This is a genomic window from Nocardia sp. NPDC057353, assembly GCF_042667085.1.
Taxonomy (GTDB): domain Bacteria; phylum Actinomycetota; class Actinomycetes; order Mycobacteriales; family Mycobacteriaceae; genus Nocardia.
This window is the reverse complement of record NZ_JBHVAK010000078.1, coordinates 1-25,152: the sequence shown is the minus strand read 5'-3', so window position 1 is coordinate 25,152 and position 25,152 is coordinate 1. Positions and strand designations below refer to the sequence as shown.

The 25,152-nt window shown below is 72.2% G+C and carries 26 protein-coding genes; 20 read left to right on the top strand and 6 right to left on the bottom strand.

The window, feature by feature from the left end; all coding sequences use genetic code 11:
• Positions 1 to 54 precede the first annotated feature (54 nt).
• Entirely contained in the window at positions 55 to 393 is a 339-nt protein-coding gene (locus ACFUUZ_RS28460) for a heat shock protein transcriptional repressor HspR (protein WP_378701516.1), read from the top strand.
• 9 nt (positions 394 to 402) lie between these two features.
• Here ACFUUZ_RS28460 and ACFUUZ_RS28455 read toward each other — a convergent pair whose 3' ends face one another.
• Together ACFUUZ_RS28455 and ACFUUZ_RS28450 are read right to left on the bottom strand one after the other, a co-directional pair.
• Positions 403 to 1,437 (bottom strand): TIGR03857 family LLM class F420-dependent oxidoreductase, encoded by a 1,035-nt coding sequence (locus ACFUUZ_RS28455; RefSeq protein WP_378701514.1) that lies wholly within the window; start codon positions 1,435 to 1,437, stop codon positions 403 to 405.
• Complete coding sequence (locus ACFUUZ_RS28450) at positions 1,434 to 2,492, bottom strand: phosphotransferase family protein (RefSeq protein ID WP_378701512.1); 1,059 nt, start codon at positions 2,490 to 2,492, stop codon at positions 1,434 to 1,436. Before ACFUUZ_RS28450 ends, ACFUUZ_RS28455 begins: the two co-directional genes overlap by 4 nt.
• 207 nt (positions 2,493 to 2,699) lie before the next feature.
• Between ACFUUZ_RS28450 and ACFUUZ_RS28445 the strand changes: the two genes are divergently transcribed.
• The 12 genes from ACFUUZ_RS28445 to ACFUUZ_RS28390 all read left to right on the top strand — a co-directional run bounded on the left by ACFUUZ_RS28445 (position 2,700) and on the right by ACFUUZ_RS28390 (position 13,709).
• Positions 2,700 to 3,518, top strand: a complete 819-nt coding sequence (locus tag ACFUUZ_RS28445) for an MlaE family ABC transporter permease (RefSeq protein ID WP_378701510.1) — start codon at positions 2,700 to 2,702, stop codon at positions 3,516 to 3,518.
• A complete protein-coding gene (locus ACFUUZ_RS28440; protein WP_378701508.1) occupies positions 3,518 to 4,381 on the top strand; it encodes an ABC transporter permease in 864 nt (287 codons plus the stop codon). Before ACFUUZ_RS28445 ends, ACFUUZ_RS28440 begins: the two co-directional genes overlap by 1 nt.
• Positions 4,382 to 4,385: 4 nt before the next feature.
• Positions 4,386 to 5,426, top strand: coding sequence for an MlaD family protein (locus ACFUUZ_RS28435; RefSeq protein ID WP_378701506.1), 1,041 nt, complete (start codon positions 4,386 to 4,388; stop codon positions 5,424 to 5,426).
• Entirely contained in the window at positions 5,426 to 6,421 is a 996-nt protein-coding gene (locus ACFUUZ_RS28430; protein ID WP_378701504.1) for an MlaD family protein, read from the top strand. Before ACFUUZ_RS28435 ends, ACFUUZ_RS28430 begins: the two co-directional genes overlap by 1 nt.
• Complete coding sequence (locus ACFUUZ_RS28425) at positions 6,409 to 7,389, top strand: MlaD family protein (protein ID WP_378701502.1); 981 nt, start codon at positions 6,409 to 6,411, stop codon at positions 7,387 to 7,389. Before ACFUUZ_RS28430 ends, ACFUUZ_RS28425 begins: the two co-directional genes overlap by 13 nt.
• A complete protein-coding gene (locus ACFUUZ_RS28420) occupies positions 7,383 to 8,483 on the top strand; it encodes an MlaD family protein (protein WP_378701500.1) in 1,101 nt (366 codons plus the stop codon). The genes ACFUUZ_RS28425 and ACFUUZ_RS28420 overlap by 7 nt, the downstream gene beginning before the upstream one ends.
• The gene (locus tag ACFUUZ_RS28415; RefSeq protein ID WP_378701498.1) at positions 8,480 to 9,523 is read left to right on the top strand and encodes an MlaD family protein; all 1,044 of its coding nucleotides are present in this window, start codon (positions 8,480 to 8,482) and stop codon (positions 9,521 to 9,523) included. Before ACFUUZ_RS28420 ends, ACFUUZ_RS28415 begins: the two co-directional genes overlap by 4 nt.
• Positions 9,520 to 10,476, top strand: coding sequence for an MlaD family protein (locus ACFUUZ_RS28410; RefSeq protein WP_378701497.1), 957 nt, complete (start codon positions 9,520 to 9,522; stop codon positions 10,474 to 10,476). The genes ACFUUZ_RS28415 and ACFUUZ_RS28410 overlap by 4 nt, the downstream gene beginning before the upstream one ends.
• Before the next feature lie 20 nt (positions 10,477 to 10,496).
• A complete protein-coding gene (locus ACFUUZ_RS28405; protein WP_378701496.1) occupies positions 10,497 to 11,072 on the top strand; it encodes a hypothetical protein in 576 nt (191 codons plus the stop codon).
• A 14-nt stretch (positions 11,073 to 11,086) separates the two neighbouring features.
• Complete coding sequence (locus ACFUUZ_RS28400; RefSeq protein WP_378701495.1) at positions 11,087 to 11,275, top strand: ferredoxin; 189 nt, start codon at positions 11,087 to 11,089, stop codon at positions 11,273 to 11,275.
• A gap of 285 nt (positions 11,276 to 11,560) precedes the next feature.
• Positions 11,561 to 12,322 carry a crotonase/enoyl-CoA hydratase family protein gene (locus ACFUUZ_RS28395; protein WP_378701493.1) on the top strand — a complete coding sequence of 254 codons (762 nt, stop codon included), beginning with the start codon at positions 11,561 to 11,563 and terminating at the stop codon, positions 12,320 to 12,322.
• Between the two features lie 145 nt (positions 12,323 to 12,467).
• Positions 12,468 to 13,709 carry an MFS transporter gene (locus tag ACFUUZ_RS28390; protein WP_378701491.1) on the top strand — a complete coding sequence of 414 codons (1,242 nt, stop codon included), beginning with the start codon at positions 12,468 to 12,470 and terminating at the stop codon, positions 13,707 to 13,709.
• Here ACFUUZ_RS28390 and ACFUUZ_RS28385 read toward each other — a convergent pair.
• A complete protein-coding gene (locus ACFUUZ_RS28385; protein WP_378701489.1) occupies positions 13,606 to 14,616 on the bottom strand; it encodes a DMT family transporter in 1,011 nt (336 codons plus the stop codon). The two genes, ACFUUZ_RS28390 and ACFUUZ_RS28385, sit on opposite strands and share 104 nt — an antisense overlap.
• A gap of 33 nt (positions 14,617 to 14,649) precedes the next feature.
• Between ACFUUZ_RS28385 and ACFUUZ_RS28380 the strand changes: the two genes are divergently transcribed.
• From ACFUUZ_RS28380 to ACFUUZ_RS28360, 5 genes are all read left to right on the top strand, one after another.
• Entirely contained in the window at positions 14,650 to 15,234 is a 585-nt protein-coding gene (locus tag ACFUUZ_RS28380) for a TetR/AcrR family transcriptional regulator (protein WP_378701486.1), read from the top strand.
• A 112-nt stretch (positions 15,235 to 15,346) separates the two neighbouring features.
• Positions 15,347 to 16,159 carry an acyl-CoA thioesterase gene (locus ACFUUZ_RS28375; protein WP_378701484.1) on the top strand — a complete coding sequence of 271 codons (813 nt, stop codon included), beginning with the start codon at positions 15,347 to 15,349 and terminating at the stop codon, positions 16,157 to 16,159.
• Between the two features lie 51 nt (positions 16,160 to 16,210).
• On the top strand, positions 16,211 to 17,764 hold the full coding sequence (locus ACFUUZ_RS28370; protein ID WP_378701482.1) for a class I adenylate-forming enzyme family protein: 1,554 nt from the start codon (positions 16,211 to 16,213) through the stop codon (positions 17,762 to 17,764).
• A gap of 83 nt (positions 17,765 to 17,847) precedes the next feature.
• Positions 17,848 to 18,882 carry a glutaminase A gene (gene glsA / locus ACFUUZ_RS28365; protein WP_378701480.1) on the top strand — a complete coding sequence of 345 codons (1,035 nt, stop codon included), beginning with the start codon at positions 17,848 to 17,850 and terminating at the stop codon, positions 18,880 to 18,882.
• The gene (locus tag ACFUUZ_RS28360) at positions 18,879 to 20,501 is read left to right on the top strand and encodes an MFS transporter (protein WP_378701477.1); all 1,623 of its coding nucleotides are present in this window, start codon (positions 18,879 to 18,881) and stop codon (positions 20,499 to 20,501) included. Before glsA ends, ACFUUZ_RS28360 begins: the two co-directional genes overlap by 4 nt.
• A 12-nt stretch (positions 20,502 to 20,513) precedes the next feature.
• On the opposite strand, the gene ACFUUZ_RS28355 is transcribed toward ACFUUZ_RS28360, so the two are convergent.
• From ACFUUZ_RS28355 to ACFUUZ_RS28345, 3 genes are read right to left on the bottom strand one after another with little or no spacing between them, the layout of a single operon-like run.
• Positions 20,514 to 21,020, bottom strand: coding sequence for a flavin reductase family protein (locus ACFUUZ_RS28355; RefSeq protein WP_378701475.1), 507 nt, complete (start codon positions 21,018 to 21,020; stop codon positions 20,514 to 20,516).
• A gap of 28 nt (positions 21,021 to 21,048) precedes the next feature.
• Complete coding sequence (locus ACFUUZ_RS28350; protein ID WP_378701473.1) at positions 21,049 to 21,798, bottom strand: dihydrofolate reductase family protein; 750 nt, start codon at positions 21,796 to 21,798, stop codon at positions 21,049 to 21,051.
• 9 nt (positions 21,799 to 21,807) lie between these two features.
• Positions 21,808 to 22,950, bottom strand: a complete 1,143-nt coding sequence (locus ACFUUZ_RS28345; RefSeq protein WP_378701471.1) for an alpha/beta hydrolase — start codon at positions 22,948 to 22,950, stop codon at positions 21,808 to 21,810.
• A 338-nt stretch (positions 22,951 to 23,288) separates the two neighbouring features.
• Between ACFUUZ_RS28345 and ACFUUZ_RS28340 the strand changes: the two genes are divergently transcribed.
• Complete coding sequence (locus ACFUUZ_RS28340; RefSeq protein ID WP_378701469.1) at positions 23,289 to 24,698, top strand: alpha/beta hydrolase domain-containing protein; 1,410 nt, start codon at positions 23,289 to 23,291, stop codon at positions 24,696 to 24,698.
• 125 nt (positions 24,699 to 24,823) lie between these two features.
• Positions 24,824 to 25,123 (top strand): putative quinol monooxygenase, encoded by a 300-nt coding sequence (locus tag ACFUUZ_RS28335; RefSeq protein WP_378701467.1) that lies wholly within the window; start codon positions 24,824 to 24,826, stop codon positions 25,121 to 25,123.
• The last annotated feature ends 29 nt before the right edge of the window (positions 25,124 to 25,152 follow it).

Below are 25,152 nucleotides of genomic sequence, written 5' to 3'. Positions count from 1 at the left end.
AAGTACGCTGATGAGATAATCTCGAAGTGATTCAGGAGGCGGTGAGAGCAGGCGATGGTGGACAGGTCGAGCGGCGAGACGGTGCCCGGTTCGGACCGGGCGGTGTACGCGATCTCGGTGGCGGCCGAGCTGGCCGGGATCGCGGTCCAGACCCTGCGGCTCTACGAACAGCACGGGCTCATCACCCCGGCGCGCAGCCCCGGCGGCACCCGCCGCTACAGCGGTGACGACCTCGCCCGGCTGCGGCGGATCGCGCAGTTGAGCAGCCAGGGCGTCAACCTGGCCGGAATCGGCCGGATCCTGGAGCTGGAGGACGACAACGCGGCGCTGACCGCCGAGCGCGATCAGCTCCGCGCCGACGCCGACGACCCGCCGGAGCGCGCCACCGGGTGACGCCCCGGCTCAGGCCGTGCTGCCGTACGCGGCCAGGATGGGTTCGAGTTCGGTCGGGGTGGCGCCGTGCAGGATGACGCGGTCGGCGCCGTGGTCGAACTCCTGCCGGATGCGGGCGACGCACTGCGCGGGGCTGCCGGTGGCGGCGGGTTCCAGCCATTCGTCCGGGATGAGGCCCGCGATGTGTTCGATCTGGTCCGGGGTGGCCCTGTGGTCGATGCCGCCTGGCACCGAGGTCACCACGGGGTCCTGCCGGAAGCGGGCGAGCACGGCGGGGTCCCAGTCGTTGGTGCGCACCATGAGGTCGCCGTAGCCCTGCAGGTAGGTGGCGAGCCTGGCCACGGTCTTGCGCAGCCGCAGCTCCTCGGGGAGGTGGTCGCCCACGGTCGCGAAGCAGGACCACACCCGCACGTCGTCGGGGTTGCGGCCCGCCTGCTCCGCGGCCTCCTTCACGATCCGGACGCTGCGCCGCAGGGTCTCGGGGGTGAAGAAGGTGTGCAGGACGACGTCGTCGAAGGCGCGCCCGCCCAGGGCGAGGGTCTGCGGGCCGAAGGCGACCAGGGCGAGCCGGATGTCCTCGCGGAACTCCGGGTCGAGTACCAGCACCGGGTAGTTCCCGATCGGGCCGGTGTGGTCCACGATCACCTCGCCGCGCCACAGCCTGCGCATGACTCCGGCGAAGTCCTCCATCTGCGCGGTCGTCACCGCCGGGACGCCGAATGCGTTGTAGATGGCGGCGATCCCGCGCCCGATGCCGAGGGTGAAGCGCCCGCCGGAGAGCCGGTGCATGGTCGTCGCCCACGCGCCGGTGATCAGCGGGTGGCGGGTGTTGTGGTTGGTGGCGGCGGTGGCGATCCGCATCCGCTCGGTGACCGCGCAGGCCGCGCCGACCAGCGAGGACGCCTCTTTGACATTCCACCGCTCGGAGATGAACGCGGTCCCGAGCCCGAGCTCCTCGCCGTGCCTGGCCTCCTCGACCAGGGTGCGCGGGTCGCCCGCGCCCGCCAGCAGGTAGTAGCCGAGTTCGTCGAAGGCGGCGCTCATCGGCGCTCGATCAGGTCGAGGGTGCCGAGTTCGCGGATGGCGCGGCAGCCGCGGTCGAGCATGGTGGCGATCATGTCGTCGCCGCGGTCGGTGGCGGCGGAGAAGGCGAAGCCGAGCGCGGTGAGCACGGGGATCTGCAGCATGCCGACCCGGTAGTCCTGCCAGCAGGTCTCGGCCGAGTAGTCGGTGACGCCGTACTCGGCGAGGGCGCGGTGGTAGCGGGCGACCAGGTCGCGCTCGTACTCGGCCCTCACCGGGGGGAGCAGGCTGGTCCCGAGGAAGTAGGCCAGGTCGCGGGCGGGCAGGCCGACGCTCACGGTCTGCCAGTCGACCACCGTGATCCGGGAATCGGCCGGGTGGAACAGCAGGTTGTCGACGCGGAAGTCACCGTGCAGCACCGAGAACCGCTCCGGGGCGTGGAGCAGCCAGGGCTCGGTCAGCTCGGCGACCCGCTCGAGCGTGGCACGGTCATCGAGCCGATCGCCGAGTTTGCCCAGGGTGATCTCGAGGGCGGTGCCGGTGATCCCGGCCAGCCCGGCGGCCAGGTTCGCGTCCGGTTTCGGCATGGCGGTGCCGGTGAAGGAGAGCCAGGCCGGGTCGCACCAGCGCGGGCCGTGCAGCCCGGCCAGCGCGGCGACCGCGGGCGCGGCCTGCTCGGGGGTGCAGCCCGCGAGCTGGTCGCCCTGCGCGGCCGGGGTGAGGTCCTCCAGGAGCAGCACGAATTCCGTTGCCGCCTCGGTGATGTCGCAGTGGTACACGGTGGGCAGTGGCACCGCGACCGTCCCGGCGATCTCGTCGTAGAAGGCGCACTCCGAGCGGTAGCCGAGCGCGCAGCGCTCCCGGATCGCCGGGTCCTGCGCGGGCAGCTTCGCCACCAGCGTGGCGGGCAGCCCCGACGCGGGCGGTGCGGTGGGCGTCACCCGGTAGGTGGCGCCGGTCTGCCCGGTGCCGATCGCCTCGACCCGGACGGCGTCGACGGCCACGCCGAGCACGTCGGCGAGCCAGGGCGCGGTGATGTCCTGCGGACCGGACGGGATCGAGTGGCTTCGAGGCATCGGGGCAGGCGTCCTTGCTGTCGCGATCAGTGGTCCAGGTCACGCTACCGAAGCTATGGTCACCGGTCCAGACACCTGTCCATGCGAATTGCGCCGTTCGGCAACGGGAATGCGTTTCTCGATTGCGCTCGCTCCGCCTCCGTAGTAACTTCTGGACAGTTGTCTGGTCTGTGGTTCGGATCACTGTCTCGGAAGCGTGGAGGGTCGATGGCGTCGAACGCGGCCGTGCTGCGCCGGAACTTCTCCGGCACCGTGCTCGCCAGTCTGGCGACGCTCGGCCGGGCGCTGCGGATCGGCGGCTCGGCGGTGCGGATCGGCACCGCGGACGCGGTTCGGCTGCGCTTCCAGGTGCGCGAGAGCCTGGCCCAGGCCTGGTTCCTGATCACCGTCACCGCGGTGCCGAGCGTGCTGATGGCCATCCCGTTCGGGGTGATCCTCTCGGCGCAGGTCGGCAATATCGTCTCCCAGCTCGGCGCGGACACCATGATCGGCGCGGCGGGCGGGCTCGGCGTGATCAAGCAGGGCGCGCCGATGGCGGCGGCCATGCTGCTCGGCGGCGCGGGCGCGGCCGCCATCGCCGCCGACCTGGGCGCCCGCACCATCCGCGAGGAGGTCGACGCGCTGCGCGTGATGGGGGTGGACCCGATCCAGCGCCTCGTGGTCCCGCGGATCGCGGCCATGCTGGTGGTGGCGCCGCTGCTGAACATCCTGATCATCGTGGTCGGCATCGCCGCCGGGTTCGTGGTCGCGGTCGCGGCGCTGGACGTCACGCCGGGCAGCTACTGGGAGTCCTTCGGCTCCTTCACCACGACCGCCGACATCTGGGTGTCGCTGGTGAAATCCATGATCTTCGGCTTCCTGGTGGTGGTGATCGCCTGCCAGCGCGGGCTGGAGGCCAAGGGCGGGCCGCGCGGGGTGGCCGACGGGGTGAACGCGGCGGTGGTGATGTCGGTGGCCGCGGTGGCGGTGCTGAACACCGTGATCACCCAGGTCGTCACGATGTTCCTGCCGGTCAGGATGGCGTGATGACGGCCTCGTCCTACGCCCCGCCGGGGCTGCGCGGGCTGCGCCGCTACGCGCGGCACGCCCGCCCGCTCGGCCCGATCGAAACGCTCGGCTTCGCGCTCGGGTTCGCCTGGCAGGTGCTCGCCTCGGTGCCGTACACGCTGGTGCACTACCGGCGCCAGACCCTCGCGGTGATCACCGACATGACCTGGGGGCGCGGCTCGGTCATCATCGGCGGCGGCGTGGTCCCGCTCATGCTGCTGCTCGGCGCCGCCATGGGCGCCTCGATCGGCATCGAGGCCTACAGCGCGCTGAACCTGCTCTCACTGGGCCAGCTCTCCGGGCTCATCTCCGCCTTCGGCATCACCCGCGAGCTGGCGCCGATCGCGGCCGGCGTCGGCTTCGCCGCGCAGGCGGGGTGCCGGATGACCGCCGAGATCGGCTCCATGCGCATCTCCGAGGAGATCGATGCGCTGGAGTCGCTCGGCATCCGCTCGGTGCCGTTCGTGGTCACCACCAGGGTGATCGCCGGGATCGTCGCGGTGGCACCGGCGTTCGTGGTCGCGCTGATCCTCAGCTACCTCTCCTGCGAGCTGGTCGTCACCGTCGTGCACGGCACCCCGTCCGGCACCTACGACCACTACTTCGACCAGTTCGTGCTGAGCTGGGACGTCGTCGCCGCCACCATCAAGGTGATGATCTTCGCGGTCGCCGTGGTGCTGATCCACAGCTACCAGGGCTACTTCGCCACCGGCGGCCCGGAGGGGGTCGGCATCGGCTCCGGCCGGGCGATCCGGGCCAGCCTGGTCTCGATCATCGCCCTCGACATGGTCGCCACCATCGCGCTCTGGGGTTTCCAGTCGCCGATCTCGTTCACCGGATGATGTGATGCCCGCCTATTCGCTCTCCGGCACCGAGGTCGGACCCCGCCGCGCCCGCACGATCGGGCTCTGTACCGTCGCGCTCGCCGCCGTGCTGCTGCTCGCCTGGCGGGTGGTCCCCGAGGGCCGCCCGGCCGACGAGATCCGGGTCGAGCTGGTCACCGGAGCGGTCGGGGCCGGTGTCGAGCCGGGGACCGACGTCCGGCTGGACGGTGTGCGGGTCGGCTCGGTGCGCGCCATCGACACCGCGGGCCCCGGCCGCAAGACCGTCGAGCTGGCGCTCTCCGGCTCGCGGCTCTTCGGCCTCACCGACGCGCTGAGCGTGGAGTACGCGCCGGACAACCTCTTCGGCATCACCGCGCTGCAGCTGCGCGCCAACCCCGGCGGCACCGCGCTCGCCGACGGCACCACCGTCGACCTGACCGGCCCCGAGGCGAGCCGGGTGCGCGACGCCACCCTGGCCGCGCTGCTGAAATCGACCGGGCTGCTGACCGATTCGGTGCTCACGCCGGAGCTGGCCGAGCTGCTCGGCACGCTCTCCCGCGACGTGGGCGCCTTCACCCCGCTGCTGCAGGCCATCGGCGCCACCGTCCGCGCCTACGTCGAGACCCGCGAGCTGCCGCCGTCGGTCCTGCTCGCGCAGTTCGGCTCGGCGCTCGCCGGGGTGCCGCCCATGATCACCGGCGGGCTCGACGTGCTCGACGCCGCCTACAGCAACCAGTACTTCCGCACGCCGGAGAACCTGGCCCGGTTCAAGGAGATGTTCGGCGGCATCGACACCCGGCTGCTGCCGGTGGTCACCCAGACCTTCACCACCGCCCGCCCGCACTTCGAGGGGCTGCTGCCGATCGCCACCACCGTGCTGGATCAGATCCCGCGTACCGTCGGCGACCCGGACCGCACCGGCGCGCAGCTCACCGAGCTGCTGGACCGGCTGGCCCGCGCGTTCCGGGAGACCCCCGACGGCCCGGTGCTGACCGCCGAGGTCGAGCTCGACGTGGTTCCCGGCCTCGCCGGGCCGCTGGCCGCGATCGTGGCGGGCCGCTGATGGGCACGCGGGCGCTGGCGTGGCGCGTGGCCACCGCGGTCCTGGTCATGGCGTTCGCGCTGACCGGGGTGTTCCAGCTGGTGCAGCGGCCGGTCGAGGGCGAGACCGCCACCTTCACCGCGCTCTTCACCGACGCCAACGGCCTGCGCGTCGGCGACGACGTGCGGATCTACGGGGTGCAGGTCGGCAAGGTCGAGCGGCTGGAGCTGGACGGCACGCTGGCCAGGGCCGGGTTCACCGTGCAGCGCGCGCACCCGGTCTTCACCGATTCCACCGTCGCCATCCGCTACCAGAACCTCACCGGATTCCGCTACCTGGAGATCGTGCAGCCGGAGCGCCCCACCGCCGAACGCGAGCCTGGCACCGAGTTCGGTACCGCGCAGACCGTCCCCGCCTTCGACATCACCACGCTCTTCAACGGCCTGCAGCCGGTGCTGGCCCAGCTCTCGCCCGGTGAGCTCAATGCCTTCACCGAGAGCATGCTCGCGGTGCTGCAGGGCAACGGCACCGGGATCGGCCCCGCGCTGGACGCCATCGACCGGCTCAGCCGCTACGCCACCGACCGCCAGGCCGTCCTCTCCATCCTGGTCGGCAACCTGGCCCGGATGGCCGAGGTACTGGGCGGCCGCTCCGGCAATGCCGTCCAGCTGCTCACCAACCTCACCAACCTGTTCACCGCCATCGGCGAGAAGCTGCCGGGGCTGGTCGACTTCTCGCTCGCCATCCCGCCGGTCATCCAGCCGATCCGGAACATCCTCGCCGTCCTCGGCATCACCGGCGACCCCGGTCGCGACCTCGATGCCGCGCTGCGGCAGGCCTTCCCGGACCCCGCCGCCGCCACCGCGGTGTTCGACCGACTCCCCGGGCTCATCCAGACCATGGCCGCGGCCGTCCCCGCGACCGGTGCCGAAGCCTGCTCGAACGGCACCGCCACCGCGCCCGAACCGCTACAGGTGCTCATCGCCGGCCAGGGGGTCCTGCTGTGCCGTTCCTGAAACGTCGCGACCAGGATGCGCGGGGCACCGACCTGCGCTGGGGGATCACCGGGCTCTGCCTGTCGGCGCTGCTGGTCGCCGGGGTCGGGGTGGTGTACGTGCGCGGCACCGACGCCACCCGCACCTACCGCGCCGACATCGCGCAGGCGGGCTCGATCCGGGCGGGCGACGACGTGCGGCTGGCGGGCATCCCGGTGGGGGAGGTGCGCGAGCTGACCCTGCTGCCGGACCGGGTGCGGATGACCTTCACCGTGGACGAGGAGGTCTTCGTCGGCGACGGCACCGCGCTCGGGGTCCGGATGCTGACCGTGGTCGGCGGCTACTACCTCGCGCTGGAACCCGCGGGCAGCGCGCCGCTCGGTACCGCGGTGATCCCGCGCGAACGGGTCGTGCTGCCCTACAACCTGACCCAGGTCTTCGAGGCCGCCATCGCCCCGGTCCGGGAGATCGATGGCGGGCTGCTGCGGCAGAACCTGGCCACCCTGGCCGGTTCGGTGCAGGGCAGCCCGGACGCCGTGCGTGCCGCGGTGCGCGCCACCGGCGACCTGGTCGGGATCATGGACCGGCAGAACGCCGACATCTCCCGCGCCCTCGCCGTGGCCGACGAGTACCTGACCGCCGTGAACGGGAGCTCCGACGTGCTCGTGCAGCTGGTGCACAACCTGGGCACCCTGGAGGCGATCGTCCGCACCTACACCACCGAGATCGCCCAGGCGCTGAACGACCTCACCGCGGTGCTGCACGGCCTCTCCCCACTCGGCCGGAAGTGGGACGAGACCTGGGCCGCCCAGGCCCACGCGCTCGCCGAGGCCGTGCCGCCGCTGGACCAGCTGGGGGTGCGGATGAACGAACTGCTCACCGCGCTGAACGCGCTCGGCGACCGGCTGCGCCCGCTGCTGCCACCGGCCGGTGGGGTGGCGCTCGACCACTCCGGGATCTGCGTGCCGGTGCGGGGGGCGGGATGCTGACCCGCGTCCTCGGCTCGCGCGGCTTCATGTCGGTCGCGGTGCTGCTCACCCTGGTCCTGGTCGCCGTCGCCGGGTTCGCGCTGCTGCGCCCGGCCCCGGAGACCCGCACCTACTGCGCCGACCTGCCGGACAGCATCGGGCTCTACGCGGGCAGCGCCGTCACCGTCTACGGCGTCCGGGTCGGCGAGGTCACCGCGATCGAACCGCTCGCCACCGCGGCCAGGGTGCGCTTCACGGTCCGCGCGGACCGGAAGCTGCCGCCGGACGTCGGCGCGGTGACCGTCAACGACACCGTGCTCGCCGACCGCAAGCTCGAGCTCGTCGGCCCCGAGCCCGCAGGCCCCGGGCTCGACCCCGCCACCTGCATCACCAAGGCGCTGACCCCGCAGAGCCTCTCGCGCACCTTCGACGCCCTCGCCGGGCTCGCCGACGAGCTCGACAGCGCCGGGGACCCCGCCGGGCGCGGCGCGGTCGGGGCCGGGCTGGACGCGCTCGACGCCGCCACCGCAGGCACCGGCGCCGAGCTGAACACGCTGCTGAGTCAGCTGGCCCGCGCGCTGAACTCCCCGCGGGCGGCGATCGACCACATCGGCGCGCTCATCGACGCCCTCACCGCCCTGGTGCACCGGGCCCGCGGCGGCTGGGCCACGGTCGAGAACGTCGTCACCGAGCTGCCGCCGACCTTCGACGCCATCGTCACGATCGCCTTCCCACCCATCATCCAGCTCGTCGACGACCTGGCCTCGGTGCTGCCGCAGCTCAACGACGTCGTCCGGCTCTTCGTCACCCCCGGCCTGCGCAACCTCAACGCCCTGCCCGACCTGCCCGCGCTGCTCACCGCGGGCGTCGGCTCGCTCGCCGCGCTGATCGAGCAGACGCCCGCGATCGCCACCGGCTTCGCGAACGCGGTCGACCCGGCCACCGGCCGCACCGAGATCGGCTACGCGCCACCGGCGCTCGCACTGCCCGCTGCGGAGACGGCGCAGGTCTGCGCCGGGTTGCAGGCGCTCGGGCAGCCCTGCCTGGTCTCGGCGTCGGGCGCCGTCCAGGTGCCGATCCCGGCGCTGCTGCTGGGGGCGGTGAGCGCCCAATGAAGCGGCTGCTGCTCGCGGTGGGCTCGGTGCTGGTGCTCGCCGGATGCGCCTTCCGCCCGGCCGAGCTGCCGGTGCCGGGCGCGGGCGTGGACGGCCCGACCTATCCGCTGCGCGTCGAGTTCGGCAATGTGCTCAACCTGCCGCAGGGCGCCAAGGTGATCGCCGACGGCGTGCGGATCGGCGAGCTCACCGGCGTGACCGTGGTGGACGCCGGAACCGGCAGCGCACGCCCCGGTTTCGTGATCGCCGACATCGAGATTCTGGAAACGGTGCGGCTGCCGCTCGGAACGCGGGCGGAGCTGCGCCAGGAGACCCCGCTCGGCGACGTGCACATCGCGCTCACCGAACCGGCCGAGCCGGGCGCGGGCCGGATCGAACCCGGCGCCACCATCCCGCTCGCCGACACCGCCCAGCCACCGCTCATCGAGGACATCCTGGCCGCGCTCTCGATCTTCATCGGCAGCGGCGCCGTCACCGACATCCAGGACCTGGTGCGCACCATGAACGGCGTGCTGCCCGCCGACCCGCGCGACACCGCCCGGCTCGCCGAGACCGTCGGCGCCGACCTGAACGACCTCGCGGCCGACGCCGCCGCGCTCGACGACATGCTGCACGGACTGGAAGCCGTTGTGCAGCAGGGCGTGCTCGACAATGCCCCGGTCATCACCGAGCTGCTCACCCCCTACGGCGTGCAGCAGACCACCGACGCCATGAACGCGCAGATCGGGGTGATCTTCGTGCTCACCTCGCTCGGCCCGGTGGGGCCGAGCACCGCCTGGCTCGGCCCGCTGCTCGCCGCGCTGGAGGACACCGTGCGCGCGGTGGTCCCCGTTCTGTTCGGCGCCGCCCCGTTCGACACCGCCGCGCCGTCGAACCTGAAGAAACTCACGGACCTGCTGCAGACGAAGGTGATCCCGTTCGCCGAGCGCGGCCCGAAGGTCGACCTGAGCCGGGTGACGGTCGGCTCCTCGCCGATGTCCCCGGAGGAGCAGACCACCCGCATCGTCGACACCCTGCGCATGATCGGAGCGGTCCGGTGAACATCCGCGGCATCACCTCGCTCACCGCCATCGCCGCCGTCCTGGTCTTCGGCGTCGCCTACATGGGCGTCGGGGTGCTGCACCTGGACCCGCGCCGCGACCACTACGGCGTCACCCTGCACCTGGCGAACTCCGGCGGGCTCGGCCCCGGCGCCCCGGTGCTGCTGCACGGCATCCAGGTCGGGCGCACCGAGGAGGTGCGCACGGAGCCGTCCGGGGTGCTGGTCCGGATCGCCGTGGACGACCGCTACCGCATCCCGGTCGCCAGCGACGTGCACATCGAGCAGCTCTCCGCGCTCGGCGAGCCCTACATCGGCTTCGCCCCCGACACCGGCACCGGCCCGTACCTCACCGACGGGCAGCAGGTCCCGACCGAGCGGGTGCAGCTGCCGACCACCATCACCGCGCTCTCCACCCGCATGGTCGAGCTGCTCGACCAGATCCGCCCGGAGACCATGGCGAGCCTGGTCGGCACCTTCGACCAGGCCCTCGACGGCACCGACACGGCGATGCAGACCCTGCAGCGCTCCACCGCGCTGCTGGCCGCCACCCTGCTCAGCCGCTCCGCGCAGCTGCGGCAGCTCTTCGCCGACCTGCAAGCGCTCGGCGGCGACATCGACTGGCTCGGCCCGTCGCTGGCCGCGGCCGGGCCGCTCTTCGGCGAGTTCGGCGTGACGCTCAGCGCCATCGTGGAGAACGGCTCCAAGCTGGTGGAGGCCCGCCCACCCGCCGAGTACTTCACCGGCGACGGGGTGCTCCCGTTCCTGGTCGAGGTCGAGGCGCTGCTGGCCCGGATCGGCCCGAGCCTGGCCCCGCTCGGGCCGATGCTCGAACCCGTGCTCACCGACGCCGTGCGCACCGCCCCCGCCCTCGATCTCGGCGCCCTGCTCGACCAGGCCCTCGACGGCGTCGCCCCCGACGGCACCCTGCAGTTCCGCATCGGCCTCCGCTAGCCCCCGGAAAGGACGAACCCATGAGCACGGACACCGAGGAGAAGGCACCGGAGACCGCGCCCCCCGCTGCGGCGCGCACGGTATCGATCCGGCTCTCCACCGCACTCACCGCGCTCGCGCTGACCGCCCTGCTGGTGGCGACCGTGACCCTCGCGATCCTCTACGCGGGCGCCCGCGGCACCATCGCCGACACCGAGGCGCGGGCCGCCGACGAGCGCCACGCCGAGCAGGTCGCCGCCGACTACGCGCTCGGTGCCTCCACCATCGATTATCGTGATGTGAAAGCGTGGTTCACCCGGTTGAAGACCGGCACCGCGCCCGCGCTCGCCGCCAAGTTCGACGCCACCGCCCCGCAGCTCGAACAGATCCTGCTTCCACTGCAGTGGAGCTCGACCGCCACCCCGCTCTCCGCGGACGTCATCGCCGAATCCGGCGGCATCTACCAGGTCAACGCCTACCTGACGGTGAACTCGACCAGCGTGCAGAACCCGGACGGCGCCGCCACCACCGTCACCTACTCGCTCACCCTCGACCGGAACTCCGGCTGGCAGATCACCGAGGTCGGTGGCCTGCAGAACGCCATTCCGGCGAAATGACCGGAAGGAACCCGATGAGGATCGTGCTCGACACCGACCAGTGCGAGGCCAACGGCATCTGCGTCGGCCTCGCCCCCGAGGTCTTCGACCTCGACGACGACGATGTGCTGCACATCCGCGCCGCCGAGGTCGGGGACGCGGACCGGGCGGCCGTCGAGGAGGCGGTGGCGCAGTGCCCGAAGGCCGCGCTGCGACTGGAATGAATACTGTAAGGTCAACAATATGAGCACGGGTGGTATCGGGCGCAAGGGTGCCCCGCGGTCGCGGCCGCGGCTGTCCGCGAATCCCGTGCTCGTCAGCGCCGTCACCCGCGACGTCCTCGACCACTTCGGCAAGTGCCCGCGCTGCGGGTACCCGGCACAGGCATCGGAGACCGTGCGCACGTTCCAGCGCGGTTTCTCCGAGCGGATCCTGTTCCGCACCTGCGGGTTACCGTGTGGCTGGACCGAGACGGAGTCCGACGGCATCCGAAGCCAGTGGAGGTAGAGTTGTCCGACCAATTGCTGACCGAGCGGCGCGGCCGCACCCTGCTGATCACCATCAACCGCCCCGACGCGCGCAATGCCATCAACCTCGCGGTGGCGCAGGGGCTGGCCGACGCCATGGACGAGCTGGACGACACCCCCGAGCTGTCGGTGGCGGTGCTGACCGGCAGCGGCGGGAACTTCAGCGCGGGGATGGACCTGAAGGCGTTCGCGGCGGGGGAGTTCCCGTACATCCCCGGCCGTGGCCTCGGCTTCACCGAGAAGCCGCCGGTGAAGCCGCTGATCGCCGCGGTCGAGGGGTTCGCGCTGGCGGGCGGCACCGAGTTGGTCCTGGCTACCGACCTGATCGTCGCCTCTCGCACCGCCACCTTCGGGATTCCCGAGGTGAAGCGGGGGTTGGTCGCCGGTGGTGGCGGGCTGCTGCGGCTGCAGCACCGGATCCCGTACCAGAAGGCGCTCGAGCTCGCGCTCACCGGTGACTCGTTCACCGCCGAGGAGGGGGCCGGGTTCGGTTTCGTCAACGCCCTCACCGAACCGGGCGAGGCGTTGGCGGGTGCGCTGGCGCTGGCCGAGCGGATCACCGCCAACGGGCCCATCGCGGTGGCGGTGACCAAGCGGGTCATGGTCGAGTCCGCGGAGTGGAGTTCCGCCGATCGGTGGCAGAAGCAGATGGAGTTGATCGGCCCGGTCTTCGGGACCAACGATGCCGCCGAGGGGGCGAAGGCGTTCGCGGAGAAGCGCGCGCCGAAGTGGACCGGGACGTAAGCAGCTCGGCGGAGCCGCCGCCCGGTCGTACAGCGCCCGCGCCTGCATCACCGGCACCGGGAGCGGCGGGTTGCTCGCGGGTTCGTCGACCGACGCCGTAACCTGCCTGCGAACCATCGGGCCGGGGTCGGCGAAAGGGGCACGGGTGCCGCGGAGCGAGACCGAGCAGCGCTCGCTCTCCGCGCCCCGGCTCCCGGCGGACTTCCACCGCCTTTGGGGCTCGATCACCGTGAGCCACGCGGGCGGGGCGCTCGCGGCCGGTGCGCTGTCGATGATCGCGATCCTGGTCGTCCAGGCGTCCGATCTCCAGGTGTCGCTCATGGCGGCCTGCGCCGGGATCGGCAGTGCCGTGATCGCGCTGCCGATCGGCACCCTCCTCGAGTTCCGGCGCAAACGCCCGATCATGGTCTCGGCCTGCCTCGGCGCGTTCCTCGCGTCGGCCAGCGTGCCGCTCGCCGCGGCGGCGGGGGTGCTCACCTACGCGCAGCTGTGCGTCGTGATCACGATCCAGACGCTGGCGGGCATCGTCTTCGGCGCGGCGAACGGCGCCTACCTGAAATCGCTGCTGCCGCAATCGCATCGGGTGCTCGCCAACAGCCGACTGGAAACCACCCTGTGGACAGCCACCACCGTCGGCCCGCCCGTCGGCGGCGCCCTGGTCTCGATCTTCGGCGCCACGGTGACCGTGCTGATCGACGCCATCAGCTACCTGCTCGCCGCGCTCGGCATCCGGAGTATCGCCACCGCTGAGCCCGAACCTCTGCGTGTCGGCCCGAAAGCGCATTGGCGCAGCGAAATTCGCAGCGGCTGGCGCTACATCTTCCAGCAGCCGATCCTCAACCGGCTGTTCTGGAACGGCATGATCTTCGGCGGTTCCATACTGCTGGTCGGCCCGCTGATCGCGCTGCTCATGCTGCGCGAACTCGGCTTCGCGCCGTGGCAGTACGGGTTGGTGCTCGGAGTGCCCGCGGTCGGCGGGCTGCTCGGCTCCCTGTGCGCACCCCGGCTGGTGGCGCACTGGGGCGGGCGCGCCGTCCTGCTGGGCTTCGGCACGCTGCGCACCTGCTGGCTGGGGCTGTTCCTCCTGGCAGGCCCCGATACCGCGGGGCTGATCCTGATGATGACCGCCGACACCCTGCTGCTCTTCTGCGCGGGAGTGTTCAACCCCGTCTTCGCCACCTACCGCATGAATTGCACCGCCGACGACCACATGGCGCGCGTCGGCACCGCGTGGTCCATCAGCGCCAAGTGCTTCCAGCCCGCCTTCATCGCCGCGGGCGGCGTCATCGCGGCGGTGAGCAGCCCCCGCGTCGCCATCGGCGTCGCCGCCGTGATCCTGCTCGCCTGCTCGGCGCTGTTGCCGTGGCGGCAGACCCGGGGGACCTGACTTCACCCGCCGGTGCGCCGACCCGAGGTCGCGGGGAGCCACTGACCACCAGCACCGCCAGCGTGCCGATCACCAGCCCGGTGGCGGTGGCGAGGGTGAAACTCTCGCCGAAGGCCAGCGCACCCCACACCGCCGTCACCGGTGCCACCAGGAACATCAGCGAGTTCACCCAGGTGATGTCGTGCCGGGCGAGCAGGTACCAGTACAACCCGTAACCGCCGAAGGTCGCGAACAGGATCAGCCAAGCGGTACCCAACCAGAACCCGGGCGCCGAGGGCGGGGCCGCGGTGCCGGTCGCCACGGCAGCGACGGTGAAGGTCAGCGCGCTCACCGTGCAGTGCACGGCGAGACTCGTCGCGGCCGATGGCGGCTCGGCGATGCGCCGTTGCAGTACGGTTGCCGTGACCAACGCCAGCATTCCGGCCAGCGGCACCGGGTAGGCGTACCAGGGCACCCCGGCGGCGTGCAGGGCGTCGGAGAGCGTGACCAGCGCGACCCCGGCCAGCCCCAGCACCAGCCCGGCCCACTGCCTGCGGGTGACCACGATGCCGAGCAACGGCCCGACCAGCGCGGCCGCCACCAGCGGTTGCACACCGTCGATGAGCGCGGTGGTTCCGGTGTTCACCCCGAGATCGATCGCCCAGTACACCGTCGCGAGGTAGCCGGTCTGCGACAGCAGCCCGACCAGCGCGACCGGGCCGAACGCGGTGCGCCCGCGGTGCCGCGCGAACCGCCACACGATCGGCGCCGCGACCACGGCGATCGGCAGGAAGCGCCACATCAGCACCGTCGGGACCGGCGCCTGCGCGCCGATCCACTTGGCGCCGACGAAGCCCGAACTCCACAGCAGCACGAACGCCACCGCGGGCACCGCCGCCGCCCGGACTTCACCGATCTGTATACCCATGGGTCGGACTATACAGACCGGTAAGGTGGTGGGGTGGAAACCGCCATCGAGTGGACGCCGAACGCGCGCAAGATCCTGGTCACCGCCGCGCAGCTCTTCTACGACCACGGCATCACCGCCGTCGGCGTGGATCGCATCGCGGCGGAGTCCGGGGTCACCAAGCGCACGCTCTACGACCGGTTCGGCTCCAAGGAGCGGCTGGTGGTCGAGTACCTGCGGGCCCGCGACGCGGAGTGGCGCGCCCTGCTCGACGCGCGGGTCGCCGCCGCGGGCGCCGACCCGCGCGCCAGGGTCGGCGCGATCTTCGACGCCTGCGCGGAGTGGATGCGCACCCGCGCGGACAAGGGCTGCGGCATGATCCGCGCGCACGCCGAACTCCCGCCCGAGCACCCCGGCTACGCCGTCGTGATCGGCCAGAAGCACTGGATGCGCGAGCTCTTCGCCTGCCTCGCCGCCGACGCGGGCGCCCCCGACCCGGTCGCCACCGCCACCACCCTGCTCCTGCTGCACGAGGGCGCGCTGGTCTGCTTCGGCACCAGGATCGCCGAGGATTCGATCATGCACGCCCGGGCGGCCGCGCTGGCGCTGCTCCCGGGCGCGGAGCCGCCGAGCCCGTGAGTTCCGCTGCGCCCGCGCCTTCCTGGCACCCGCTCCTGGAGTGCGCTGGCAGGTAGCGGCAATCAGGAAGTTACGGTGAGCGCGGAAGTACCGCACCGAAGGAGATCCGCCCGTGGAACCGCGCCACCCGTTCGATACCGCCACCACCCTCGAGCCGGTCGGCGCGGGGGAGTTCCGCGGGCACACGGCGGCCGGGTACAGCAATATGGTCGGGCCGTTCGGCGGCATCACCGCGGCGACGCTGGTGCGCGCGGTGCTCGACGATCCGCGCCGCCTCGGCGAGCCCGTCTCGATCACCGTCCACTACGCGGGCCCGATCGCCGACGGCCCGTTCACCGTGCGCACCCACCCGACGCGGACCAACCGCAGCACCCAGCACTGGTCCGTCGAGCTGGTCCAGGACGACGTCGTCACCACCACCGCCGCCGCGGTGACCGCCGTGCGCCGCCCGACCTGGTCCGATTCCGAGGTCGCGCCGCCGCAGGCGCCGCCCGCCACCGAGGTGGCGCCGACCCCGCCGCCGGAGTTCCCGATCTGGATGGGCAACTACGAGCAGCGCTTCGTCGCGGGCGCAGGCCCGCTCGCCCCCGGCGCGGGCCCGCAACCGGACTCGGTCACCACCGTCTGGGTGCGCGACTCCCCGCCCCGCCCGCTGGACCCGACCGCTCTGACCGCGCTCTGCGACGTGTTCATTCCGCGGGCGATGGTGCGCACCGGCAGGCTGGTGCTGGCGGGCACCGTCTCGCTGACCGTGTACTTCCACGCGGGCGCCGAGCTGCTCGCCGAGGTCGCCGATCGACCGGTGCTCGGCACCGCCCGCGCCCAGCACTTCGGCGCCGGGTTCTTCGACCAGGCCGCGACGGTGTGGAGCCCGGACGGAGCCGTGCTGGCCACCAGTCACCAGCTCGTCTACTTCAAGGACTGACCCGTTCCGGGCGGCCGTGCCAGACTGGCGGGGTCGAACGGAGAAGTTGATATGTCGCTTTCGGGAACCGCGCTCTCGGTCGGGCGGCTGCTCGCGCGGGCCGCGGGTGTGCACGGTGAGCACCCGTATGTCGTCTCGCCGAACGCGCGGCTCACCTACGCCGAGGCGCAGCACCGGTCCGGGCTCGCCGCGCGGCGGCTGCTGCGCGACGGGGTCGGCAAGGGGACCAGGGTCGGGCTGTTGTTCCCCAACGACGTCGAGTGGATCGTCTGGTGGCTGGCGGTCTCCCGGATCGGCGCCGTCGCGGTGCCGCTGAGCACGCTCTACCCGCCCGCCGAGCTCGGCAAGGTCATCCGGCTCGCCGACATCGGGGTGCTCGTCGCGCCGCCGGACGTCCTGGGCGCGCCGACCGCCGAGCGCCTGGAGGCGGCGCTGCCCGGGCTCGCCGCCGCGCCGACACCGCTGCTGTCCCTGCCGACCGCGCCCTACCTGCGCCGCATCGTGCTGTCGGGCGCCACCGACCGGTCCTGGGCCGACACCGCCACGCTCGACGACGAGGACATACTCCCCGCCGAGATCCTCACCGCCGTGGAGAACGAGGTCACCCCGGCCGACCTCGCCATCATGATCCACACCTCCGGCTCGACCGCCGACCCCAAGGGCGTGCTGCACACGCACGGCACCCTGGTCCGCCAGACCGCGGGCTGGCCCACCGCGATCCGCGGGCTCTGCGGCGGCGCGGCCAGGCCGCGCGTCCTCTCGTCGATGCCGTTCTTCTGGATCGGCGGGGTCCTCGCCGCTACCGGGGCGCTGCACGAACCGGTGACCCTGCTGGTCCTGCCGCGCCCGGAGCCCGGCGCCGCGCTCGATCTCGTCGAGCGCGAGCGCGGCACCGGCATCGTCGGCTGGCCCGCCTTCACCCGGCGACTCCGGGAGCACCCGAGCTTCGCCGACCGCGACCTGAGCGCCGCGCCGCTGCTGCGCGACGGCCCGCTCGACATCGCGCTGCACAACGTCCCGGACGAGTTCCCGGTGCACCGGAGCCTCTCCGAGACCGCGGGCAGCTTCCTGCACACCGACGTCCGCATCGTGGACGAGACCGGTGCCCCCGTGCCCGACGGGACCACCGGCGAACTGCACATCCGCGGCATCGGCGTCATGGCCGGCTACAACAAGCGCGAACGGCACGAGGTCTTCGACCCGGACGGCTGGTACCACACCGGCGACCGGGTCTACCGGCTCGCCGACGACCCCCGGCTGTTCTACGTCGGGCGGACCAGCGAGCTCATCAAGGTGGCCGGGGCCAATGTCTCGCCGCGCGAGGTCGAGGCCGTGGTGGAGGGGCTCGACGGCGTGCAGCAGTGCCTGGTCGTCGGCGTCGACGACGCCGACCGGGGCGAACAGGTCTGCGCGGTGGTCGTCCCCGCACCCGACGCCGCCCTCGACATCGCCGAGATCGACGCCTGCACCCGCCGCGAACTCTCCGCCTACAAGGTCCCGACCCGCTGGATCCTCACCTCCGGCGAGCACATCCCGACTCTGCCCAGCGGCAAACTCGATCGCCGGGGCCTGCGCGCGCGGATCGCGGACGGCACGCTCGGCTGAGCTGCCTCGAGCACCGGCGAACCGCGGAGACCCGGAGTGTCGATGCGGCGCGGTGGGCTCGTGCGCTGGTTACAGTGGCGGGCATGCGGGAACCTGACGGAGGGGTCGAGCCCGACGTCGATGGGGTGGAGCAGGCCGTTTCGACCGGCCTCCTGCCGGGCTGGGACGAGGTGGAGCAGCACGTCGGCGACGCCCTCGAGCGGTATCTTCCGCGCACCTCGGGCGCGGTCGCCGACTACATCCCCGTGCTCGCCGCGGCCGACCCCGAGCTGTTCGGGATCGCGGTCGCGGAGGTCTCGGGCGCGCTGCACAGCGCGGGCGACGCCGAGGCCGGGTTCTCGATCCAGTCCATCGCGAAGGCGTTCGTCTACGCCATGGTCTGCGACGAGCTCGGGCACGACACCGTCCGGGAACGGGTCGGCGTGAACAACACCGGGCTGTCGTTCAATTCGGTGATCGCGATCGAACTCAACAACGGACACCCGATGAACCCCATGGTCAATGCGGGCGCGCTGGCCACCACCGCGCTCGTGCCCGGTGCGACCCCGGCCGAGCAGTGGGAGCGCATCCGCACCCGCCTCTCCGCCTTCGCGGGCCGCCAACTGGAGCTGGACGGGCAGGTCTACCACTCGGAGATGCTGAGCAACCAGCGCAACAAGGCCATCGCGCGGCTGCTGGAGAGCTACGGCCGGATCGACCGCGACCCGCTCGAGATCACCGACATCTACACCCGCCAGTGCTCGCTCACGGTGACCGCGCGCGATATCGCGGTCATGGGCGCGACCCTGGCCGACGGTGGGGTGAACCCGGTGACCGGCGTGCGGGTGGTGTCCCCGCAGGTATGTCGGGACACGCTGTCGGTGCTGGCTGCCACCGGGATGTACGAGCGCTCGGGGGAGTGGCTCTTCGAGATCGGGCTGCCCGCCAAGTCGGGGGTATCGGGGGGAATCGTGGCGATCGCACCGGGAAAGGGTGCGATCGGCACCTTCTCGCCGCGCCTCGACTCCGCGGGCAACAGCGTGCGGGGGCAGCGCGCCACCGCCTACCTGTCGCGCACGCTCGGGCTGAACCTGTTCGCATCCGCCGCACGGCCACCACGGACGGAGAGCCACCGATGAGCACCGACCCCGCCGTCGAGCAGTCGCGATCCTGGATCCCGATGATCGGGCTGTTCGTCGCGCAGATCCTCATGTCCTTCAATGTCGCCGCGCTGCCGGTGTCGATCGGCGGCATGGTCGAGGACTTCGGCGTCGCGCCCACCGTGGCGAGCTCGACGATCGTCGTCTACGGCCTCGCGGTCGCCGCCCTGGTGATGGTCGGCGCGAAACTCGGCCAGCGGGTCGGCTGGGTGCTGATCTTCCGGGTCGTCGTGGTCACCTTCGGCTGCTCGGCGCTGATGATGACGCTCTCGCCGTCGGTGGAGTGGGCGATCGCCGGGCAGGCGGTGGCGGGCGGGTCGGCGGCGATCATCGTCCCGGCGCTGGTCGCGCTGATCGCGGAGAACTACCGCGGCGCCCAGCAGGCCACCGCGATCGGGTCGCTCGGCTCGGCGCGCGCGGTCTCCGGGATGAGCGCGTTCTTCATCGGCGGCGCGCTGGGCACGCTCGTCGGCTGGCGGCCGGTGTTCCTGATCGTGCTCGCCCTCGCCGTCACCGTCTTCGCGCTCAGCTTCACGCTGCGCTCGGACCGCGGCCACGCGGGCGTCGGCATCGATGTCGTCGCGGCGGTGCTCATCGGCGCCGCCGTGGTGCTGCTGACGCTGGGGTTCAACAACCTCAATGCCTGGGGCGTGTTCTTCGCCGCCCCGGACGCGCCCTTCAGCCTGGCGGGGCTCTCCCCAGCACCGGTGTTCATCGTGCTCGGTATCGTGCTCGGCCAGGCGTTCTTCGTGTGGACGCGCCGCCGCTCCCGCGACGGCAAGGCCACCCTGGTCGACCTGTCGGTGCTCGCCAGCTCCCGCGAGCGCGCCGCCGTGTACGCGATGTTCATCGTGGTGGCGATCGAGGCCGCGCTGAACTTCACGGTTCCGCTGTACATCCAGATCGTGCAGGGCCGCACCCCGTTCGACACCGCGCTGGCCATGATCCCGTTCAACCTGACGGTCTTCCTCACCGCCACGCTCGTGGTCCGCTTCTACAAGACCTACCCGCCGCGCACCATCGGCATGTTCGGCTTCACCCTCACCACCGCGGCGCTGGTCTGGCTCGCCTACGTCGTGACCAACAACTGGGAGACGGCGCCGACCATCGCCGGGCTCATCGTCTTCGGGATCGGGCAGGGCGCGCTGGTGACCCTGGTGTTCAACGTGCTCGTCACCGCCGTGCCGCGCGAACTCGCGGGCGATGTCGGCTCCATCCGCGGCACCACGCAGAACCTGGCCTCCGCGGTCGGCACCGCCGTCGCGGGCGCGCTGCTGGTGACGATCCTCAGCTTCAGCGTCGGGCAGGCGCTGGTCGACAATGTCGAGCTGCCGGACCGGCTGCTCGCCCAGGTCGACCTGGACAACGTCAACTTCGTCAGCAACGACCAGCTCCGCGAGGTGCTCGAGCGCACCGATGCCACCCCGGTGGAGGTCGAGGCCGCCGTCGCGGTCAACGAGGAGGCCCGCCTGCGCACCCTCAAACTCGGGCTGCTCGTGCTCGCCGCGGCCAGCGCCACCGCGATCCTGCCCGCGAGCAGGCTGCCCGCCTACCGCCCGCACGAGCTGCCCGACCCCGATCCCGCCGAGCAGCGCTGACCGGCGCGGCGCTCAGGCGTCGTGGCCGGGCTCGAGGTGCTCGACCATGTGGAAGCGCAGGGTCGAGACGTCGGCGGGCGGCGCGGCGCCGGTGTCGGGGGCGAGGAGCACGGCGGTGTGGTCGCCGAAGTCGTGCCGCTCCAGGATCGCCCCGCCGAACCAGCCCGCTGCCTCGTCGAGCACCGGCAGCCCGTCGGGACCGGGATGCCAGGCGCAGCGGGCGAATTTGTCGACCTCGTCGCCGGTCTCGCTGCCGAACAGCGTGGCCAGTGCGAGTCGATCACTGCCGAGCAGGTGCACGTTGAGCCGCTCGGCCCGCGCGGCGACGCCGTGGGTGTGGTTGCGCTTGGAGAGCCCGACCAGGAACCGCAGCGGGTAAATGCTGACCTGCGCGGTGAACCCGACCAGGCAGCCGCTGGTCTCCGCGCCCGCGCGGGTGGTGACGACGAAGACCGGGAAGTCCGCGGCCGCGATCACCGCCTCGCAGCTCGTGTCCGCCGCGCCGATGCTGTCCGACATGCGTAGTCCTTCGTGCTCGTGACGCCGCTCAGGCGCGGTCTCGGATCCACTGCACCATGAGCGTGCCGTCGTCGTCCGCGAGCGTATGCCCCCGGCGCATTCTCCGGTGAGCGAGGTTGGGGGAGTGCGCGATCCGGCTCGCCTGCCCGCCCATGGTCACGGGCGAGGTGGTGACGCAGAGCTCGTCGACGGCGTCGTCGTCGAGCAGCTGCCCGAGCAGCGTCGGGCCGCCCTCGCAGAGCACCCGGTGTAACCCGAGATCGGCGAGCGCGGCGAGTAGTTCGGCACTGGTCACCGCCGGACCCGCGCACCGCACGACCCGGACCCCGGCCTGTTCCAGCGTGTGGGTGTCGGCCGCGGCGGCGGTGACGAGTACCGGCGCGACCTGCGCGGCGGTGACCAGCCGGGAGTCCGGCTCGATCCGGGCCGAGGCGGAGACGACGACCACCGGCGGAACCGGTGCCAGACCGTGCTCGGCCCGCCATCGCCGCACCTCGTCGCTGCCACCGGCCGGGCCGTAGTTCTCCGCGCGGACGGTGCCCGCGCCGACCAGCACCGCGTCGGCGACGGCGCGCAGGGCGAAGAACAGCGCCTTGTCGGCGGGGGTCGCCAGGGAGGCGACCTTGCCGCCGTCGGTCATGGCGCCGTCGATGCTGTGTACGAAGTTCACCCGGACGTAGGGCCGGGTGAGCGCCGGGGGATAGGGGTAGAGCTCGCGCAGCACGCGATCGTCGAGGACGGGATCGAGGGCTCGGGATTCGAGGCGTCGCACAGCCATGCCCCGACCCTACGTGGCTCTCGACACCCGCCCAGCCGGCCGATCGGTGACCGCGGGGACGACCTCGCGCGCCGCTTCGAGCCGGGGCGCGGGATCGTTCAGGACGGCGGAGAACAGGGCGGCGATGCGGTCGACGGCGGCTCCGAAGGCCAGGCGGTTGTTGGCGAAACCGTGGGTGTAGCCGTCGAATCGGTGCTCGGTGACCGGGACGCCGTGTTCGCGCAGGCGGCGGGCGTAGCGGGCGCCTTCGTCGCGGAGCGGGTCGAATCCGGCGGTGACGATCAGTGCGGGCGCCACCCCGGTCAGGTCGGGGGCCGCCAGCGGGGACACCGCGGGCGCGGCACGGTCGACGGCCGGCGGCAGGAAGCAGCGGGCGAAGAACTCCAGGTCGGTGCGGGTGAGTTCGAACCCGCGGGCCAGGGTTTCGCGGGAGGGACAGGTCCCGGTGAGGTCGGTGACCGGATACAGCAGCAGTTGCGCCGGCGGACCGGGGGTGCCCCGTTCCACCGTCCGCTGGGCGATCAGCGCGGCGAGGTGGCCACCGGCGCTGTCCCCGCCGACCGCGATCCGATCGGGCGCGACACCGAATTCGGCGGCCCGGTCGACGATGTCGAGGTAGGCGGCGTAGGCGTCCTCGACCGGGGCGGGGTAGGGGTGATCCGGCGCCAACCGGTAGGCGACCGAGACGACGGTGGCGGCGGTGCCCGCGGCGAGCGCGCGGCACAGTCCGTCGTGGGTGTCCAGGTCACCGGCGATCCAGCCGCCACCGTGGAACCACACGAGCACGGTGTCACCCGCCCCCGGTGTATAGACGCGGGCGGGCAGCGGTGTCTCGGCGCCCGCGACGGTGCTGTCGGTGACGGACATGGGGATGGCCGGACCGGCGGTGACCATGGCCATGCGGCGCGCGGCGGCGCGTATCCGCGGGGGTGAAGTCACCGGGTCCAGCCGCGGCCGGGGCCACGCGTTGCTGATTCGCAGCAGCAGCTGCGTGTCGAGGTCCAGCTCCAGGCCGTCGCGGCGGATGGGGTGGCCCGCGATCCTGCGTTTCCAGCGCGGTGGCAACGCGAGGAGCCTGCGCATGGTGCTGCGCGCGCTCCGCGTTCCCCTGTCCGCCTGGCCGGAGTCGCTCTTCCGCCTCTGCCACTTCACCGTTCGCGACACCGCACCGACCTCCGAGCCCGTCCGCACACCCCGTCGACACCGGCCGAAGAATCTCGGCAGCATCGGGTTTCACCCTCGGGTCTGCGCGTTCGCTATACCCTCGCGGCGCGGGTATACGCGGCCCGTCGACTCCGATACCCGGGCCACCGGCCTCGCCCACCGCCGCCGACCTGCGTGTCGAGTAGGCACACCGCCGGTCGGGCAGCCCCGCGTGCGGGATGCTGGACCCCGGGACCCGCGCGGCCCGGCGCCGCACTCCGCCGCCGGGCCGACAGCGCCGGTCTCGACGAACCAGTTCCGTCCCGACCCGGACCGAGGAGTCGACCGTGCGAGACCCCATCCTCACGCCGATCGATGGCGTACCGAATCTGCTGCTCGGGAGCTACGACCTGAGCGACCTCGGCTACGCGGCCCGCGAAGTCGTCATCGAGGGGACGGCGAGCTCCTACGCGCCTGCCGGTGAACTCGCTGCCGACGGCCGCTGGACCGTCACGCCCGCCGCGCGGGCCGAGTACGCCACCAGGGCGGTCACCGTCGTCCCCACCGACGCCGCCCGGTTCAACGGCACGGTGGTGGTCGAGTGGCTCAATGTCAGCGGCGGCCTGGACGCGCCCGCCGTGTGGTTGATGGCGCACCGCGAACTCGCGCGCGCGGGCTATGCCTATGTCGGCGTCTCGGCGCAGCGCGTCGGCATCGAGGGCGGCCCCGGCATGGTCGGCGACTTCTCGCTCAAGACCGTTGATCCGCAGCGCTACGGGCGGCTGAACCACCCGGGCGACGAGTTCAGCTTCGATATCTTCGGCCAACTCGGCACGGTCGTCCGGCACCGGAGTGCCGAGCTTCTCGGTGGCCTCCACCCCGAGCGGGTTCTGGCGGTCGGCGAGTCCCAGTCGGCCATGTTCCTGACGACGTACCTCGATGCCGTCGCCCCCCGCGCCGGAGTATTCGACGGCTTCCTCGTCCATTCCCGGTTCGGCCCCGCGGCGCCACTGGACGGCGGATCCCTGCTCGACCCGGCCACCGTCGCCCGCCTCCCACTCCCGCGATTCCGCACCGACCTGCGGGTTCCGGTGCTGGCGGTGATCACCGAGACCGATCTGCTCGGCGGTGTGCTCCCCGGCTACTTCCCGGCCAGGCAGCCCGCGGGCGAGTACCTCCGCGTCTGGGAGATCCCTGGAGCCGCACACGCCGACAACTACACGATCCAGGGCGCGTTCCTCGACAACGGGCTCGTTCCGGTCGAGGAGCTGGCCGAGGCGTACCGGCCGACCAGCATGCTGATGGGTCGTCAGCTCGCCCACTTCCGCAACTTCGCACCGCAGCACCACTACGTGCTGCACGCGGCGATCGCGCGGCTGCACGACTGGGTGGGCACCGGCAGGCCCGCTCCCGAGGCGCCACCGATCGACCTGACGGACGGGGATCGCCCGGCGATCGTGACCGACCACCACGGGGTGGCGTGCGGCGGGCTGCGTACGCCCTGGGTCGATGTCCCGCTCGCTGTCACATCGGGCTCGAATGCCGAGGCCGATCGCATGGCGTCGCTCTTCGGGTCCGGTACACCGTTCGACGCGGATCACCTGGCCCGGCTCTACCCCGGTGGGCCTACCGAGTACCTCACCGCCTTCACCGCCGCGCTCGATCGAGCCATCGATGCCGGCTTCATCGTGAGCGCGGACAGACCGGAGATCCTCGAACTCGCCGCTCTCACGGCGCGTCGCCACTTCGCGGCGTAACTCGGGAGCGCCGTTCGGATCTTCGCGGCGCTGCTGCGGTCCCCGCTGCGCGGACGTCCTCGGGGGTGGACGGCGGAATGTCCCTGTGCGAGTCTCACCTCGACCGACCGAAGTCAGGAGAAGCAATGCCGACTCTCACTGCCCTGCTCGAGCTGCAGTTCGCCCCGAACTCGCTCGACGACGCCCGCACCGTCCTCGGGCGAGTCCTCGCCGAGACCCAGGCCTTCGACGGCTGCCTGGGAATCGAGGTGCTGGTCGATGCCGCGGACCCGGCGCGCTGGGTCGTCCTGGAGCGCTGGCAGTCCGAGCAGCACGATCAGGCCTACCGGGAGTTCCGGGCCGGGCCGGGCCAGATCCGGGACCTCGGGCCGCTGCTCGCCGGCCCGCCGAAACTGACGAAGTTCAGCACCGCCGACATCCTGTGAGCCCAGCGGCGAGGCCCCGGTCGAGACCT